At 44.3% G+C, this 17,925-nt stretch carries 17 protein-coding genes and 1 riboswitch; of the genes, 7 read left to right on the top strand and 10 right to left on the bottom strand.

Translation table 11 applies throughout. From position 1 onward, the window contains the following. The first annotated feature begins 116 nt into the window (after positions 1–116). A riboswitch (Fluoride riboswitch) is annotated at positions 117–180 on the top strand. A 58-nt stretch (positions 181–238) separates the two neighbouring features. Then, complete coding sequence (locus EKM80_RS06365; protein ID WP_125552282.1) at positions 239–1,138, top strand: DMT family transporter; 900 nt, start codon at positions 239–241, stop codon at positions 1,136–1,138. 7 nt (positions 1,139–1,145) lie between these two features. After that, positions 1,146–1,775 (top strand): helix-turn-helix transcriptional regulator, encoded by a 630-nt coding sequence (locus tag EKM80_RS06360; protein ID WP_125552281.1) that lies wholly within the window; start codon positions 1,146–1,148, stop codon positions 1,773–1,775. A gap of 127 nt (positions 1,776–1,902) precedes the next feature. Here EKM80_RS06360 and EKM80_RS06355 read toward each other — a convergent pair whose 3' ends face one another. Genes EKM80_RS06355 through EKM80_RS06345 form a run of 3 tightly spaced genes read right to left on the bottom strand, consistent with a single transcriptional unit; the run spans position 1,903 to position 6,322 of the window. Further along, positions 1,903–2,118, bottom strand: coding sequence for a DUF2187 domain-containing protein (locus tag EKM80_RS06355; protein WP_125552280.1), 216 nt, complete (start codon positions 2,116–2,118; stop codon positions 1,903–1,905). A 51-nt stretch (positions 2,119–2,169) separates the two neighbouring features. Beyond that, entirely contained in the window at positions 2,170–5,196 is a 3,027-nt protein-coding gene (carB, locus tag EKM80_RS06350) for a carbamoyl-phosphate synthase large subunit (protein WP_125552279.1), read from the bottom strand. Positions 5,197–5,245: 49 nt separating this feature from the next. Further along, the gene (locus EKM80_RS06345; protein ID WP_125552278.1) at positions 5,246–6,322 is read right to left on the bottom strand and encodes a carbamoyl phosphate synthase small subunit; all 1,077 of its coding nucleotides are present in this window, start codon (positions 6,320–6,322) and stop codon (positions 5,246–5,248) included. Between the two features lie 353 nt (positions 6,323–6,675). On the opposite strand from EKM80_RS06345, the gene argC reads away from it, so the two are divergent. The 5 genes from argC to argF all read left to right on the top strand — a co-directional run bounded on the left by argC (position 6,676) and on the right by argF (position 11,938). Beyond that, positions 6,676–7,704, top strand: coding sequence for an N-acetyl-gamma-glutamyl-phosphate reductase (gene argC, locus EKM80_RS06340; protein ID WP_125552277.1), 1,029 nt, complete (start codon positions 6,676–6,678; stop codon positions 7,702–7,704). Positions 7,705–7,730: 26 nt separating this feature from the next. Continuing rightward, a complete protein-coding gene (gene argJ, locus EKM80_RS06335) occupies positions 7,731–8,927 on the top strand; it encodes a bifunctional glutamate N-acetyltransferase/amino-acid acetyltransferase ArgJ (RefSeq protein ID WP_125552276.1) in 1,197 nt (398 codons plus the stop codon). 84 nt (positions 8,928–9,011) lie between these two features. Further along, positions 9,012–9,770: an acetylglutamate kinase gene (gene argB / locus EKM80_RS06330; protein WP_125552275.1), complete on the top strand. Its 759-nt coding sequence runs from the start codon at positions 9,012–9,014 to the stop codon at positions 9,768–9,770. Next, the gene (locus EKM80_RS06325) at positions 9,767–10,897 is read left to right on the top strand and encodes an acetylornithine transaminase (RefSeq protein ID WP_125552274.1); all 1,131 of its coding nucleotides are present in this window, start codon (positions 9,767–9,769) and stop codon (positions 10,895–10,897) included. Before argB ends, EKM80_RS06325 begins: the two co-directional genes overlap by 4 nt. 15 nt (positions 10,898–10,912) lie before the next feature. Next, on the top strand, positions 10,913–11,938 hold the full coding sequence (argF, locus tag EKM80_RS06320) for an ornithine carbamoyltransferase (RefSeq protein WP_125552273.1): 1,026 nt from the start codon (positions 10,913–10,915) through the stop codon (positions 11,936–11,938). A gap of 88 nt (positions 11,939–12,026) precedes the next feature. Here the strand turns inward: argF and EKM80_RS06315 are convergent, their stop codons facing one another. The 7 genes from EKM80_RS06315 to EKM80_RS06285 form a co-directional block, all read right to left on the bottom strand. Then, positions 12,027–12,335, bottom strand: a complete 309-nt coding sequence (locus EKM80_RS06315) for a DUF960 domain-containing protein (RefSeq protein ID WP_125552272.1) — start codon at positions 12,333–12,335, stop codon at positions 12,027–12,029. A gap of 84 nt (positions 12,336–12,419) precedes the next feature. Then, positions 12,420–13,277 carry a DUF4097 family beta strand repeat-containing protein gene (locus tag EKM80_RS06310; protein ID WP_125552271.1) on the bottom strand — a complete coding sequence of 286 codons (858 nt, stop codon included), beginning with the start codon at positions 13,275–13,277 and terminating at the stop codon, positions 12,420–12,422. Beyond that, positions 13,277–13,885, bottom strand: a complete 609-nt coding sequence (locus EKM80_RS06305; protein WP_125552270.1) for a DUF1700 domain-containing protein — start codon at positions 13,883–13,885, stop codon at positions 13,277–13,279. The genes EKM80_RS06310 and EKM80_RS06305 overlap by 1 nt, the downstream gene beginning before the upstream one ends. Next, complete coding sequence (locus EKM80_RS06300; protein ID WP_125552269.1) at positions 13,885–14,202, bottom strand: PadR family transcriptional regulator; 318 nt, start codon at positions 14,200–14,202, stop codon at positions 13,885–13,887. Before EKM80_RS06300 ends, EKM80_RS06305 begins: the two co-directional genes overlap by 1 nt. Positions 14,203–14,359: 157 nt before the next feature. Further along, on the bottom strand, positions 14,360–15,520 hold the full coding sequence (locus EKM80_RS06295) for a GNAT family N-acetyltransferase (RefSeq protein WP_125552268.1): 1,161 nt from the start codon (positions 15,518–15,520) through the stop codon (positions 14,360–14,362). Positions 15,521–15,528: 8 nt separating this feature from the next. Then, positions 15,529–16,620 carry a DUF871 domain-containing protein gene (locus EKM80_RS06290; RefSeq protein ID WP_125552267.1) on the bottom strand — a complete coding sequence of 364 codons (1,092 nt, stop codon included), beginning with the start codon at positions 16,618–16,620 and terminating at the stop codon, positions 15,529–15,531. A 186-nt stretch (positions 16,621–16,806) separates the two neighbouring features. Then, complete coding sequence (locus EKM80_RS06285) at positions 16,807–17,730, bottom strand: SPFH domain-containing protein (RefSeq protein WP_125552266.1); 924 nt, start codon at positions 17,728–17,730, stop codon at positions 16,807–16,809. Positions 17,731–17,925 lie beyond the last annotated feature (195 nt).

The raw sequence follows: 17,925 nt of genomic DNA, 5'->3' as shown, positions 1-17,925 counted from the left end.
TGGCCCTTTTGGTCTAGTTTTATTTATGTTGCACTTCTATTTTAAATCCGGCAAACAAAAAAATAGCTTAGTAAATAAAAAAGTTTATTTACAAAAAATATTTTTGCGGTATAATAAATTTAGATAGCGATGACGTTCGCTGAAAATATTACCTAAGTAATTGATGACGTCTACTCGAAGGGACCACTCCCTTTTGAGTAGGCGTCTTTTTTATTTAGGTGGGTAGGGATGAGTGATCATGATAAAGGGTAAGAACATGCGGCTACATGGTATTATTTTAGCCATTGCGGGGCCGCTGCTGTGGGGCTTTTCGGGGATTGCCGCACAAGCACTATTCACAACGTATCAGATGTCACCGCGATGGTTGGTTTGCATTCGGATGATTGGCGCCGGTATTTTATTGATACTATTTGGTTACGCGACAGAACCTCACGCGATGAATGCCCCCTGGCGTCAGCCACGTTCGGCCGGTGCGTTACTGGTGTTTAGCTTTATTGGCATGTTGCCAGCACAACTGACTTATTTCATGGCAATTAAACACAGCAATGCCGCCACCGCCACGATTTTACAATTTCTTAGTCCAGTATTGATCATTGTGTATTTGGCAATCAGATATTGGCATCGGCCGCGTAAAACGGACGTGGTCTCAGTGATATTGGCCTTAGTGGGAACTTACTTGCTAGTGACTCACGGTCAGTTAAACCAGCTAAGTATTTCAACAACTGGCTTTGTTTGGGGCTTGCTAACCGCGTTGAGTACCGCAATTTATACGCTTTTTCCGCGCCACTTATTACGCAAATTTGGCGCGGTTCCGATTGTTGGTTGGGCGATGTTACTGGGTGGTGTCAGCTTTTTACTGTTCTTGAGGGGAAAATCATTGCCAGTATTGGATTTTCGCGGTATTTTAATTGTAGCCTTTGTTATTATTTTTGGTACACTATTTGCATACCTATTCGTTTTACAAAGTTTACGATTTATTGCGCCAACAATGACTAGCTTATTAGGGGCTTTCGAGCCATTAACGTCAACGATCTTGACGGTACTTATTTTTCAGATCCAGTTTGGCTGGCCTGAATTAATTGGTACAATTTTAATCATAATGACAACCGGCTTACAGGCATTAGCCGATTCAAAATAAAGGATGGATGATAGTGGAAAATCAATTGGAATTTCTTAGTCAACTTGGACGTGCGATTGCAGGACAGTTTGGACCTGATTGTGAAGTTGTGATTCACCGAGTCGATCAAGGCAATATTGACCATACCATTATTTTAATTGAAAATGGTCAGGTCTCTGAACGTGAAATTGCTGACGGTCCTTCAGAAATTGTGTTGGAAAGTCTCAAAAAAGATCCAGCGGAATTACAAGATCGTATTAACTATACGACCCATACCCGTGATGGACGAGTGCTGAAGTCCAGCACCATTTACCTAAAGGATGATCAACAGCTACACGCAATTTTATCGATTAATTATGATATATCACATTTGATGATGGCCGAATCGACGTTGCGCCACTTCACCGAAGCGCAAGCACCAGAAAAAAGCGACGTTCCAATTACGCAAAATGTAAACCAGCTGTTAGACGAGTTGTTAGAAGAATCAGTTAAGTTAGTTGGTAAGCCAGTTGCGTTGATGACGAAGGCCGATAAGATTCGAGGAATTCATTTCTTGAACGATCAAGGCGCCTTTTTGGTCACCAAGTCTGGTGATAAAGTTTCAACGTACTACGATATTTCAAAATATACGTTGTATAGTTATATTGACGCTAAATAAGGCAATGTAAGCCAGCAAAATAAACCTAAGTTGGACCATAAGTAAATTATGGTGCAGCCTGGGTTTATTTTTTTCGTCTTGTAGCGCTAATCGTGTCCGCGGGGCACTAAGTTACGCTTACCGCTGACTATTTTGCTTTTTTTAATTGCTTTAAACTAACAATAATCTTGTCGTGTAGTGCCTTAACATTGAGCTCATCACTTGGGTCGTAGCTAGTGATCTTCAACAAGGCAGCATTTTCGTAGATTTTTTCAATCTGTCCGGTAAATGGTGCCTGCATATTTTCAGTGGCAGGAGCAGTGACGGCTAGGCCAATTTTGGCGCTGGTTTTACTTAATGTCATCGTCGTGACCTCCTATACTAATTTTTCCTCATTAGCATAGCGGCAACCGACTTATTTGGCAAGTGATAAGGCTGCCAGTAGCGTATCTTCTGCTGTGAATAAAGGCACATTTTGACTGAGCGCAAAGTAATTTAGCGGATCAGCTGCGGTTTGCTGCTCGTTGGTATTGGCAACTAGCGCGACTTGTTTAACGTCAATATCAGGCACCGTATCGGCGGTGAGTACGCGCGGAATTAACTGTGCGTGCGCAATTGCCTGTGTGACCTTGTTATCAGCAGCTAAGTTTGGTGTCAACAGCACCACTTGGCCTGCATGGCTGCCATGAAAATGATAGCTATCAGTCAGCGCTTTAGTTAACGCGGTGGCATAATCGGCTGCGATGCCAATTTCTTCACCTGTAGACTTCATTTCCGGACTGAGCGCGGTACTGATACCAGGTAACTTAGCAAATGAGAATACGGGGGCCTTAACGGCGACTAAATTAGGTGGTGTCAGTAAGCCAGGGGTTAAGCCGAGTTCGGCAAAGCTGGCGCCAAGAATTAAGTGTGTGGCAATTTTGGCCAAATGCAGTTTCGTCACTTTACTCATAAATGGTACTGTCCGGCTAGCGCGCGGGTTGACCTCGATGACATAAACGTGATCAGCGACAATGAATTGAATGTTCATCATACCAATACAGTGGACATGTTGGCCAATTTTAGTCGCAATATTGATGATTTCGTGCTGCTGCTCTAGCGTCAGTCGTTGTGGCGGATAGACCGCAATTGAATCGCCGGAGTGGATACCGGCGCCTTCAATGTGCTCCATAATGCCAGGAATGAACACGGCGTGACCGTCACTGAGAATATCGACCTCACATTCCAGCCCTTGAACGTAATGATCAATCAAAATCGGCTGATCAGGGGCAGCGTGTAAAGCGTTGGTCAGATAATGCGCCAATTCTTTTTCGTTGTGAACAACGGCCATTGCACGACCGCCAAGAACAAAGCTAGGCCGTACCATAACGGGATAGCCAATCGCCGCGGCAATTTTATGTGCTTCGGTGAGACTGGTAGCCGTGTTGCCGGCTGGTTGTTTGATCGATAAATGCTTTAGTAGGTCTTCGAATTGGTGGCGATCTTCTGTTTGGTCGATGCCATGTAAGGAGGTACCAAGAATTTTCAGTCCGTCAGCCACTAAGCCCTTAGTCAAATTAATTGCCGTTTGGCCGCCAAATTGGACAATGACGCCTAGTGGCTGCTCTAAGGCAGCGATATGCAGCACGCTTTCTAAGGTCAACGGTTCGAAATAGAGTTTGTCCGAAATCGAAAAATCAGTGGACACGGTTTCGGGATTGTTGTTGACGATGATTGCGTGATAGCCAGCCTGTTGAATAGCTTGGACGCAGTGAACCGTGGTGTAATCAAATTCAACCCCTTGGCCAATTCGAATTGGGCCAGAACCGATAACTAAAATACTATTGCCTAGTGGCTCGCTTTCGTTTTCTGTACCAAAATAAGTACTATAAAAATAAGGGGTACTGCTGGCAAATTCGCCGGCACAAGTATCAACCATTTTATAGACCGGCGCTAAAGTGGGCAACTGCTCATTGGTAACGGCGCTGATCATGGCATCATTAAAGCCAAACTTCTTTGCGGTGGCGTAATTAGCGGCTAAATCTTGTGGTAACAACTGTTGTAGTTGAATAATGTGCGCTAATTTATCTAAAAAGAAACGATCGATTTGAGTCAGGTCATGAATTTTAGCTACACTGTAGCCGGCACGTAAAGCCGCAAAAATCACCAATAGCCGGTCGTCAGTTGGAACGTGCAATGCCGCGGCTAAATCAGGCGTATCGCTAGTCGGTTTCAACTGATTAATAGCAGTCTGATCAATTTCCATTGACTGTAAGGCTTTGAGCAATGACTCTTCAATCGTACTGCCGATACCCATAACCTCACCGGTGGCTTTCATTTGCGTCCCCAGTTGACGTTCAGCAGTATTGAATTTATCGAAGGGAAAGCGTGGAATTTTAGCGACAACGTAATCTAATGCGGGTTCAAAGGCGGCATAAGTTGTTTTGGTTATGGGGTTGCGCAGCTCGCTTAAATTCAAGCCAACGGCGATTTTAGCGGCAATTTTAGCGATGGGATAACCGGTTGCTTTGGATGCCAAAGCAGAAGAACGGCTGACCCGTGGGTTAACCTCAATAATGTAATAACGCGCACTATTAGGATCCTGCGCCAATTGAACGTTGCAGCCACCTTTGATATCCAAGGCGTCGATAATATCCAATGATGCTTGCCGCAGGGTTTGGTACTCGGTGTCATTTAGTGTCTGCGAGGGTGCAAAAACAATTGAATCACCAGTATGGATACCAACTGGATCAAAGTTTTCCATATTGCAGACGGTGATTTTGTCCCCAATATTATCACGCATAACTTCGTATTCGATTTCTTTAAAGCCTGCGATGCTTTTTTCAATTAAACATTCATTGACGGGGGACATGCTTAGGCCGCGTACCATGATTTTTTGTAATTCTGCGGCATTGGCGGCAATCCCACCACCGGTACCACCCAGCGTATAGGCAGGCCGAACGATAACGGGGTAACTGATTTGTTCAGCAAAGTCTAATGCGGTTTGGACAGCGTGCACTGTTTTGCTAGCGGGAACTGGCTGGCCAATTTTTTGCATTAATTCCTTGAAACTCTCCCGATCCTCGGCTTGCTTAATTGTAGCTAGGCCAGTGCCTAACAATTGAATGTTGTATTTGGCTAAAACGCCAGCATCGTCCAATTCAACCGCCAAATTCAACCCCGTTTGGCCGCCGAGCGTTGGTAATAATGCATCAGGCCGTTCTTTGGCTAAAATGGCGCTGACTGATTCTAGTGTTAGTGGTTCTAAATAAACTTTATCGGCGATTTCATCATCGGTCATGATCGTTGCTGGGTTAGAGTTGATCAAGACAACTTGATAGCCTTCTTCTTTTAAGCTTAAGCACGCTTGGCTACCGGCATAATCGAATTCGGCGGCTTGGCCGATCACGATTGGTCCTGAGCCGATCACGGCAATTTTATGAATATTAGTTAGTTTTGGCATCTGCATCTTCCTGTTCGTTAAAAAGTCGATTTCCAGTAAAAGGGTTCAGTTACGCCACGCTACTCTTTTTCGCTTTATTGGCGTTCATTAAGTCATAAAATTCGGTGAAAAAGCCTAGGGCATCAGTAGGACCAGGATTAGCTTCCGGATGGTACTGGACGGAAATAACTGGCAAACTCTTGTGCTGCAGGCCTTCCACACTACCGTCATTTAACTCATAGGCAGTCATTTCTAACGGTGTATCTACTAGCGAATCCACGGCTACTGCATAGCCGTGGTTTTGACTAGTCAAAATAGTTTTACCAGTGGCGATATTTTTAACGGGATGATTCAAACCACGGTGGCCGTATTGTAGCTTATAGGTCTTGGCGCCGTTAGCTAGGGCTAATAGTTGGTGACCCAGGCAAATGCCGGCTAATGGATATTTGGCTTGGAGTGCTTGAATCAACGGTAAAACCATTTCGTAATCGGCAGGATCATCAGGACCATTAGATAGGAAGATACCGTCTGGTTGTAAAGCATCAATATCAGCCAATGAGGTTGTATAAGGCACGACATCAACGTTACAATGCTGCGCCAATAATTGATCGATGATTGCTTTTTTGGTACCAAAGTCGATCAAGACCACGTGTTGTTGCGCCTGTTTAGTCGTATAAGTTGCGCGCTGTAGTGGCGCTTCTTTTTGTTTAATTGCGGCATAGGCGGCGGAAAAAGCGACGGTTAAAGGCTGTGTCGTTAAAATAGCTTTCAGCGTGCCGTGTTGGCGAATATGTTTAGTTAATTGCCGAGTATCGATACCTTGGATACCAGGGACTTTTTGTTGTTGTAAAAATGCATCGAGATTCATTTGTTGCGCGTAATGATTGGGTAGGTCAGCCAGCTGCCGGACGATCACCGCAGCGCAACTTGCCTGTACGGATTGATTGTGTGTGGCGTCGATACCATAGTTACCAATCAAGGGATAAGTAAAGGTAATGAGTTGATTACTATAGGAAGGATCGGTGATTGCTTCTTGATAGCCCGTCATGCCGGTATTAAAAACCACTTCACCAGCAGCGGCAATGTGGGCGCCAAAAGCGTCGCCGGCAAATGTTAAACCATCTTCTAAAATAAGATAACTTTTCATTCGTTTTCATCCTTTCACATAAAAATGCAAATTAATATCTAATTGATTGTGATTAAGTAAACCGCATTTTTGAATATAAGTCAACTATAAAATTCATAAAATATGTATATTACTTAATTATATGCGCTAAAATATGCAAATAAAAAAGAATAACTGCATAAAAATTGAAAAAAGCTTGCATTTATAAAAAGGCAGGTGTAAGCTGTTGGTCAATGATAGTTTGATTAAAAATTCATTTGAAAAGAATAAAACGCGGCAAAAAGTATTCCGAATCTGGCGCGTTTAATCCAAACAGCAATGAAAGTAAGCATAAAAATTAGCCATTAAAAATGGCATATGAGGCGGTGAGGGACATGAACGCAGCTTTAGTCGGCGTTACAGGTTATAGTGGCATGGTTTTATATCAATTATTACAGCAACATCCTGAGGTGGCGGCGATTCGCTTGTTCGGCCATCCCGATAATAGCCAAGTGCAACCTTTAGTAGAAGCAGTACCGAATTTCATCGGTGATCAAACGCTGATTGAACCACTTGATCCAGCAGTGATCATGGCCGAATGTGATGTGATCTTCTTCGCCACATCTGCTGGTGTTACCACTGAATTGGCAACACCATTTATTGCCGCTAACTTTCCGGTGATTGATTTATCTGGTGATTATCGCTTGCTTGATCCGACAACTTTCACCAAGTGGTACCACAAGCCGGCACCAGCTGTTAGCGCGTTGCAGCAAAGTCATTATGGCTTAGCTGAATTCGCCAACGCAGCGGGGCATAGCTATATTGCCAATCCTGGCTGTTACGCAACTGCGACTTTGCTAGGCCTGGCACCACTGGTTCAACAGCATTTGATCGATCCAACGAGTATTATTGTTGATGCCAAATCTGGTACATCCGGTGCTGGTAAAAAACTGGCCACCAGCACACATTTCAGCCAAACTGATGAAAACTTACAACTATATAAAGTTAATCGGCACCAACACATTCCAGAAATCATGCAACAATTAAAAATTTGGGACGACAACGTACCAGCAATTCAGTTTACGACGACACTGTTACCAATCGTCCGCGGCATTATGGACACAATCTATGCAAAAAGCGAAGCTACGGCGGAACAGCTACAAGCAGCATTCACGGCAACCTATGCTGACCAACCATTTGTTCGCGTCTTACCCGCAGGCCAATTACCAACACTAAAAGAAGTCGTTGGTACTAACTTCTGTGATTTGGGCATCAGTTATAATCCAGTGACCCACACAGTATTAGTGGTCAGTGTTATCGATAATCTATTAAAGGGCGCTGCTGGCCAAGCCATTCAAAATTTTAATCAATACTTTGGTTTTGCCGCCACAGCTGGTTTGCAGCTAGCCGCATTAATGCCATAAATAAGTCATTACAAGGAGTAGTCATTATGGAAACAAAATATACAGAAATCCCATTTACCTGGCCCCAAGGTTTCAAAGCTGACGGTGTCCACGCTGGGTTACGCAAAGAAAAATTGGACATGGGGTGGCTGTATTCAGAACAACCAGCTGCTGCCGCTGGCGTTTACACGACGAACCAATTTCAAGCTGCACCTACCAAGTTAACTAAGCAAACAATCAATCTGCAGCATCAATTGCAAGCCGTTGTACTAAATAGCGCTAACGCCAATTCATGTACTGGTGCTCAAGGTGAACAAGATGCTGTCCAAATGCAAAAGCTGGCGGCAACTAAATTAGGTTTAAGCACTGATTTAGTCGGTGTTGCTTCAACGGGGATCATCGGTGAACTACTACCGATGGACGTGATTGCTGCCGGTATCGATCAACTACAATTAACCGACAATACCAAAGTTACCGAAGCCGTTTTGACTACTGATACACATGCTAAAACCGTTGCGGTTACTTGCCAGATTGACGGTAAGAAAATTACCATTAGCGGCTTTTGTAAAGGTTCAGGGATGATCCATCCAAACATGGCAACGATGCTCGGCTTCGTCACAACGGATGCGGCAATTTCCGGCACGCTGTTACAGAAATTATTAAGTCAAGCTACTGACACCACATTTAACCAGATCACTGTTGACGGCGATACGTCGACCAACGATATGGTCACAGTATTGGCCAATGGTGTTGCCGGTAACACCCCGTTAACTGAAACTTCTGCTGATTACGCCACGTTTGCCACAGCATTAACCTATATTCTTGGCGAATTGGCCAAGAAAATTGCCGCCGATGGTGAAGGTGCCACTAAGCTTGTTGCAGTTACTGTTAACGGTGCTTGGTCCGACCTGGAAGGCCAGCAAGTTGCTAAAGCTATTGTTGGTTCTAACTTAGTTAAGGCGGCCATTTACGGTGAAGACCCTAACTGGGGGCGAATCATGGTGGCCATTGGTCAAACCGATGCACATTTGGCTCTAGATGCTGTCGATGTCACTTTAAATGAGTTACCGATGATTCAAGCCAGTCACGCTGCAACCACTGATGTCAGCAAATTAGAAGCTCCATTAGCTGGTACTGTGATCAACGTGGCCGTCGAGTTGCATAATGGCACTGGCCACGGGCAAGCTTGGGGCTGCGATCTGACTTATGATTACGTGAAAATCAACGCAACTTACCATAGTTAGAAGATAACGCGTTTAAAAAAGTGCACAGCAACCGATATTGGCTAGTTACTTTCGTAGATTTAATTTAAAAAGGGGAGCGTCCAAATGAAGCAACAGATCATTGTGATTAAAATTGGCGGCAATGCCGTAACTCAATTGCCAGATAGCTTTTTTCAACAGTTAGCACGCTGGTGCCAACAAGGTCAAAAGATTCTGATCGTTCATGGTGGCGGACCAAAGATCTCCCAATTAAGTACGGAATTACATTTGGCCGTTAAAAAAATCGCCGGTGTGCGGGTAACTGATGCCGCAACACTCGAGCTGACTAAAGCGGTTTTGCTAGGCTTGGTTCAACCAGAGTTACTGAGTAAATTAAGCGCACATCATTTACCAGTCATCGGTTTAAATGCTGGTTGCAACCAGTTATTGCAAGGTCATTATTTAGATCAAGCCAAATACGGCGAGGTCGGCGTGCTTGACCAGTTGAACACAGCGTGGTTAACGCAAATTTTAAGCCGAGAAATTGGTGTTTTGGCCCCCTTAGCTCAGACTACTGATGGGAAATGGTTGAACGTTAACGCTGACACCGCGGCAGCAGAAATTGCCACTAAGCTTAACGCTAGTAAATTGGTTTTGTTAACGGACGTGCCGGGTGTTTTGTCAGCGGGCGAAGTCGTACCCGAATTGTCACAGCAAAAAGCACACACAATGATTGCGGCTGACATTATCAAAAGCGGCATGACCCCGAAAATTAAAGCAGCGTTTGCGGCGTTGAATCATGGCGTGCAACAGGCTTTTATCACCGATGACTTGACCCATACCGGCACGACATTTATTACACAGAAAGCAGGAATTGCCCAATGAGTAAACTTTTTCCAACCTACACACGTTATCCCTTCGACATCATCAGCGGGCATGATTGCTACTTGACCGATGATCATCAAAAAACGTACCTCGACTTTACGAGCGGTATTGGCGTCTGCAACTTGGGTTACAGCAATACTGCAGTACAAGCAAGCGTTGCAGAGCAAGCACAAAAAATTTGGCATACTTCGAATTTGTATCAAAGTCAGTTGCAGGAGCAAGTTGCTGCTTTACTAGTCGGTGATGCAGATAAATTAGTTTTCTTCTGCAATTCTGGTACCGAGGCCAACGAAGCAGCTTTGAAGTTAGCCCGCAAAGCCAGTGGTAAAAGTGCTGTGCTGGCATTTAGCGATAGTTTCCATGGTCGGACATATGGCGCCTTGTCGATGACTGATAATTCAGCGATTAAAGCTGGTTTCGGTCCGTTAGTGCCTGATATTAGCTTTGCCCCATACAATGATGATGCGGCGTTACCACAGATTACTTCTGATTTGGCCGCAGTTATCTTAGAAGTGGTTCAAGGCGAAGGTGGGGTCAATCCTGCTAGCGGTGCATGGTTACAGCATGTGGCCGCAAAGTGCCAGCAAGAACATGTCTTGTTGATTATTGACGAAGTCCAAACGGGTAACGGCCGAACTGGGCAACTATTTGCCTACCAGCATTATGGTTTGAAGCCGGATATTGTCACCACTGCCAAAGGCTTGGCTAATGGCCTGCCAGTTGGGGCGTTGATTGGGAATGCTGATTTAGCTAGCGCCTTTACACCAGGTAGTCACGGGACGACATTTGGTGGTAATAAATTAGCAATGGCGGCGGCAAAGGCTGTTTTGACACAATTAACACCTGACTTTCTAGCTCAAGTACAAGCTAAAGCCGCTTACTTAGAACAATTATTGCAAACGCAGCTGGCGCCACTGGCTAATGTGAGTGGTATCACTGGTCTGGGTTTGATGCAAGGCATTCATTTGACGGTACCCGTTGACCCAGTGGTTGCGGCGTTACAGGATGAGCATTTGCTAACGTTGTCGGCAAAACACGACACGTTGCGTTTATTGCCACCACTGATCGTCAGCCAAGAACAACTAGCCCAAGGCGTTGCTACGATCAAGCAAGTTTTATCGAATTAATAAGGAGGCCCCATTATGAATCATTTCGCTAATAAATCATTACTAAAAGAAATTGACTTCACGGCGCAAGAATTGGAATATTTCATCGACTTTGCCATTCATTTGAAGCAATTAAAGCAGCAGCACATTCCGCATCATTACTTACAAGGCAAGAATATTGCCTTGCTGTTCGAAAAAGCATCAACGCGGACGCGTTCAGCTTTCACTGTGGCAGCGACTGATCTAGGGGCACATCCCGAATTTCTCGGTAAAAACGATATTCAATTTGGCAAAAAAGAATCGACAGCTGATACGGCCAAAGTGTTAGGCTCAATGTTTGATGGCATCGAGTACCGGGGCTTTGCTCAAGATACAGTGGAACAGTTGGCTAAATATAGCGGCGTACCCGTTTGGAATGGCTTGACTGACCAATGGCACCCCACACAAATGATCGCTGACTTTATGACTTTGAAGGAACACTTCGGTCATTTACAAGGCTTAACCTTGGCGTATGTTGGTGACGGCCGGAATAATATGGGGAATTCGTTGCTAGTAACGGCGGCCTTGTTAGGCGTTAATATCCAGATTGGCGCGCCAACGGCCTTGCAACCAAGTGCTACCATAGTTGCCATGGCCAAGGAGGCGGCGGCTAAAAGTGGCAGTAAAGTCTTGATCACCTCAGATCCAGGGGCAGCGGTTGCCGACGCCGACGCCATTTATACGGACGTGTGGATCTCCATGGGTGAAGATGTCTCACCGCAAGCGCGGGTCAAGGAACTCTTACCATACCAAGTTAATGCCAAGCTAGTTGCGCAGACTGAAAAAGCGGATACGATCATTATGCATTGTTTACCGGCTTATCATGATAAGAATACCGAAATTGGTAAAGCGTTAGAAGAAGAATTTGGTGTGACCGCATTGGAAATTACTGATGATGTCTTTAATAGTGATCAATCAGTCGTTTTCCAAGAGGCAGAGAATCGACTACACTCGATCAAAGCCATCATGGCGGCGACGCTAGGGGATCTATTTATTCCTGAGCAGTTATTTGAAACAAAATAGTAAAACGGCTAAAAATGAAGTCTTTTGTACCAAAAAGGCGTTGCTTATAGGTTTGACTACAGGCAACGCCTTTTTTGGTGTGATTAATTTAATTTTCAGCTTCACTAGGCAACAAGATCGTTTGTTGAGTACCACTATCGTAGGCCAGTAGCGTTGCCGGAAAGTCACTGGAATATGTGGCTGGTGTGTCAAAACTAGCGACAACTTCGTGGTTTTGCACATAATCATAAGTGACATGGCCGTGATTATTACTGATTTCGAAAACTAATGTGTGGGCGAGGGGAAAGACGCCTTGCAGATTATTATCGATGATTGCCCAGATTGCGTCGATCAATTCCCCAGGGATACTTGCGACGACGCCATAAGATGCAAAGCGACTTTGTGTGTTATCAAACATTAACTCAGCCTTCTTCCTTAACCGAATGTCTTTTCTAGTTCACTATTATACGCCATTCGGTTGAAAAATACCGCTAGATAATGCTTATTCAATTTCAATATCGCCGCTATTATTGGTTACTTCTAGTCGCTCACTAGCACCAGGATCGTGATTATAGACGGCACCGTGGTCATTATCGTGGACACTGATTTCACCAGAATCAGTTTGCAGCCGGTAACCGGTACTAGCACTATTATTTAGTTCAACATCGCCGCTGTGGTTAGTTAAGCTAGTGATGCCACTGAGTTTGGAATGCTCGATGTCAGTGTCACCACTGGCGTTAGTGGCTGTAAAATGACTTAAAGTACTATTATCAATATCCAGCTCGCCAGAACTAATTTGCGTTGTTACTTTATTCAAGTTGCTGTGTGATATTTTGACGTCGCCACTATTACTTTTGAGTAAACCATTGTGGCTAACGGTTAGTTGATTGGCAACCAACCGGCCAGAATCTAGGCTAATATTAGCATCCTTAGTGGTGACTTGTTGTAGTTTAAGATTGCCACTAGTCAGGCTTAAGTTAAGTTGGTTCAAGGATTTTTGTGGCAGCGTGATTTTGATATGGGCTTCATTACTAGCAAAATTAAAGCCAATGCCGCTACTGTCGCCAGAATGTGTGATGGTTAAAATATCGTTATTTAAATTGATTTTAGTTGCTTTGGCATCAGATCCAGATACGGTCACAGTTGCTTGTTTACCCGCTATAATTTCCACGTAGGCATTATCAGAGTCGACCTCGAGTTGCTTGACGTTGCCTAACTTGCGGGTAACAGTTTCGTTGTGAACAACGCGGAAACCATGATCATAAGTAATGCTGTTAACACCACCCATTAGTGCGCCGATACCGGTGAAAATTGCACCGATAAGTAAAATGATCGCCGCCCATTTAGCTGTTTTTCGCATTAGTTCCGCGCTCCTTTCTGATGTCGAGTTTGAAATTTGTGGTAGATATATTTAATGATCACTACACCCATTTGGAGCAGAACTTTGACCACCATATAGCCGATCAATAGTGCCAAAACGCCACCACCTAAGCCGGCTAAGCCAAGACCTGTGTAGAAGACACCAGTCGCAAAAGATTGGAACAAAATGGCGATACCACTGATCAGCGCAAAGCCACCTGCCAATAGCAAGCCAGCCACCACCATCATGGCCGCGAAAATAATTGTACCAACCACTACTATACCGGCGATCAACATTAAAATCACCGCGACTGCCAAGGGAATCGCAATTGGTGAGGCAAAAAGGGCAAGGATAATGATCCAGATCAAGCGGGCGTTGTGTCGCGGAGTGGCCAGTGTTACTGGTGCACTTTGGCGGATCGAATAGTCTGCTAAAGTTTTGCGTGCTAATTGTTGCGGTGTGCCTAACTTGGCTACAACAGCTGCGTAATCGGCTAAATCGGCGTCGAGGATGTATTCTTGATAATAGTCCAGCACGTCGCTGGTTTCATCGTTGCTAAGTCCTGGCAATAATGCCTTAAATTCATCTAAATAATCAGTGGTGGTCATCAGGCTTGCCCCTCCTTTTTCATTAACCAGTCAATATTGTGTTTGTAATCTTCCCAATCGTTGCGGATTTCGCCAAGGCGAGTGGTACCAGCAGGTGTGATGCGATAATAGCGGCGATTACGGCCTTTAAATGGTTCATCATAGGTTTCCAGCGCGCCGTCTTTTTTTAAGCGCCGTAGCACTGGATATAACGTTGATTCCGAGATCGTGATCGTTTGCTGGATCTGCTGCGTAATGGTGTAGCCGTAATAATCTTTATCGGCTAATAGCGCTAAAACACAGCCATCCAGCAATTCCGAGCTAACTGGAATGTTCATAATTATGCTCCTCACTATATTATATGACGTATAGTATTAATTTATCTATATCATATAGACTGTATAATAATATGTCAAGCTAAAATAGTTTTGGGCGTGCGCACTGACGATAAGAAAAATAAAAAAGCTGCACCATAACGGCACAGCTTTGCGTAAATTAGAAATAATCGATCAAACTAGGCGCCTCCTGCACTAAAGCTTGATCTAATTGTTGCGCGACTTGTGCGTCACCGCTGATTTCACCGTAACGTAATAAGTCGGTGAGCTGGCGATAGCCAAATAGCGCTTTGGTCAAGCTTTGAATACTTAAGGCTAAGTCGCCAGTTGTGGCCACCTTTTGCACCTGTGTTTGGCCGTGTTGCCGTTGTAACTGCCAAGTTGCCTGATTGGCTGGTAAAATGGGATCACTGATTGTTAGCGTGATTGGCGTAAAGGCGTGCACAAATGGATAGCGTTGCAGAAAATCGGCTAAGTTGACGATTCGCGCCATCATATAGGGAATAGTGGTGGCGGATAATGTGTAAGGTTCAGCCAAACGATCAAGCTGAACTGGTGTTGGCGCAGCGTAACTGAATTGCTGATAACTGGTGCCATGCTTGCTAATGAATAGCGCTAACGCTTGATAAGTGGCGCTATCACTAAATTGCCACTCCTGAATAGCAAAAGTTGTGGCCGTGCGCTGATAGATCAGGTAGCCGGTTAATTGTTGTTGTTCATCATAGCGCAAAGCGACTTCCCACGCCGGGTTCTTGGCGACTAAATATTGCCACCACCATGTGGGCCGCAATAAACCGCCACGCTGATTCACTGGCTGTGCTGCATAGAGATTCTGTAATTGTGGCCACGCTGTAGCTAATGGTAAACGGACAATTTTGCCATGAATCTCGAAGTTTAAGCGCGGCAGGTCAGAACTAGCTAGTTGGTACAGCGTATGATCAAAGACTTGCTCGTAACCGAAACGACGGTAATAGCGGAAGGAGAAGGGCGCTAAATACGACAAGGTCACCCCTTTGGCTGCCATTTCCGTTAACGCAGCCTGCAGTAGCGTCCCCGCGCCACCACGACCGGAAAATTCTGGCGCGTTCATCACGTCGCCAATGCCGTTCATTTGATAAATAGTGCCGTGAAAATTAACTTGTAAGGGGATGCTGTATAAGCCACTTACCAATTGTTGCTGGTCGCGTAGACCGTAAACCCAAGCATGCTGATAACGTTGACTGAAAAAAGTGCGCCGCTGCGGACTGTCCATCTTATTAAAGGCGTATAAATAGAGTTGATAAAAAGCTGCTTCATCGGCAGCTTTTAAACGATAATCCATCAGGCCACCTAAGCGTTGGCGACTAATTTAAAGTCGGCCCACGGTTTCAAATAGCTAAGCAGAATTTGATCATCGGCGCTAATATGACCGACCACATTGATGCGGCCATCATTGGCAAAGTCGCGGCGAGCAATTTGCAGCTCCCCCTTGTACTGGCCATAATCATCATTGTCGATCAACAAATCACCGGCGTAAATCGGCGTTGTGTTATTAGCAGGAAAAGCAGCATCCTTGTAGATGACCCGGGTCATAGTCGAGCGGATCACGTAGTCAGAAAAGTCGCCACGGTAAGTTTGGTTTTGGTCAAATAAGACCTTGCGTTCATTTTCTGTGAGGTTAGGCTGGACGTCGACATGTAAAATGGGTTCTGGTGTGAAAAAAGCCTCGCTGGCAGCTTTTAATTCAGCTTCACTGGCGTAGGCATCACCGATCAGGACATCATCGATCAATCCGCTAAGGCATAAATGCTGCACTTGCGTGGTGATGCCTAAATTACGGTGGTCCTCTAATGTGCTCAAACCATCAGCTACTGGCCAAGGTCCAAAAGTAGCGCTGGGCGCAGTGACGAAAGCGGCGGTGTTGATTGCGTACTGACGATAATTTTCGCAGCAGGCTTTGAAATAATCATAACCAAGACCGGTGAACTTTTGGGGATAGAAGTTATGTGAGCCCAGCAAATTATCACGATTAGGTGAGTAATCCATAATTGTATCCAAATAATGCGTGCCTTTGGACATGTTGACCTCGATCTTTAAACCATAAGGATTGTGAGTCATCCGTGCTTCTTCTTGACCAGTAAAGCCTAGATCTAAGCGCACACCCCAAGCGCCGAGATCCTTGAAAAAACTGAGATCTTCGTAGGAAATACCTAATTGTTTGAACAGACTAGGATTCATATCGACCATGACTTGCATGCCTAATGTGTTGGCATAAGCAATCACTTTTTTAAAGTGACCAACAACTTCTGCTTGATCACCAGTGATTTCTAATAACGACGTGAAAACACGCTGAAAGCCATATTTGTGGGCTAAGTCTAAGTAGGCTTGATCTTGTTCAAAAGTTGCATGTTCTGGATAAACGGAAACACCTAATTTGCTCATATTAAAATTCTCCCTTATTTTAAAAGTTGCGTTGTCTAATTGGTTGGTACAAATAGATTAATCCGCTTACAGTATAACATAATTTTAGAACAGTCTAGACCACTATTGAGCTAACGGAAAATGTTGCTTAGGAAAAAACAAAACCGTAATACAAAGTAGTTGGCTTTGCATTACGGTAGATTGAAATTATTCTTTTGTTGTTTTGGTTTTAGCTTGATCAAGGGTCAATAGGTTACCGATGGCTGGTAATTGGCCCATGCTATCGGCTGTGGCGTTAGGAAGTACCACAGTGTTAGCTGGGCTTTTAGCCAAGTCACGAAAGGCGTCAATATTTTGCTGAACAAAGTAATTATGGCCAGCGTCAGTCAAAACAATATTTAGTTGTTGTGTCTGATAAACTTGAGCGTCTGTCGTGGTCTTTAAGGCCGTAGCTTTGGCGGTTGCCGTGTTGACCAATGCTTGGTTATTGGCTTGGTTAGTTTCCAGCAAGGCTTGATTGTTAGCCTGATTTTCCAAAGTGACTGAACGTGCTCGACCTTCAGCACTGGCGATAGCAGCATCACGTTCACGAGTTGCTTGAAGTAATTTGTTCATTGAGGCTTGAATATCAGCTGATGGATTAACTGAATCAATGTTGATTCGGTCAACATTTAAGCCATAGCCAGCTGTGACTGACGAAATTTCTTTGAACAATTCCTTGTTAATTTCTTGAGTGCCATTCAGAACTTCATTTAATTCTTTGTTACCAATAATACCGCGCAACGCCGCCCGTGTGTCCTGAATCATGGAACGAACGGAATCCTCATTTTTAAACGTGAAATCTTCAATATTTGTGACGTGATACTTTAAGGAGATCTTCACTGAAATTTCGGCGTTATCTTTAGTGATCACGACTTGCTGATTTAAGTCAACTGGTGTTTGTGCCGTTCCAACAGTGATGATGTGTGAAATGAACGGTTTGATCACATGAATACCTGGTTCCAAAATGCCATCAAAACGACCTAACGTGACAACCACACCTTTGTTAGGTTGGTTGACGATTTTTACAGTCAGCAATAAAACTAAGATGACTAGAATAACGATGATCCCAATCAAAATCCATTTACCCATTATAAATTTCCTCCAATACAATTAATACTTTAAGTATACTCGATTTACAAGTGACATTGGGTTATATTACAAGAATTATTTTAAACAAAAATGCGTATATAGTTCGTGATTATTCGTCATTAGTAAGGGCTAGTCGAATAGAGAATTGGATCCAGCGAAATCGTTTTATTTTTTGAACCGTCAAGCAATCAAATC

Source organism: Loigolactobacillus jiayinensis (assembly GCF_003946445.1).
Lineage (GTDB): Bacteria > Bacillota > Bacilli > Lactobacillales > Lactobacillaceae > Loigolactobacillus > Loigolactobacillus jiayinensis.
Note: the sequence above shows the minus strand (reverse complement) of the source record. Positions and strands in the feature narration are given on the sequence as shown.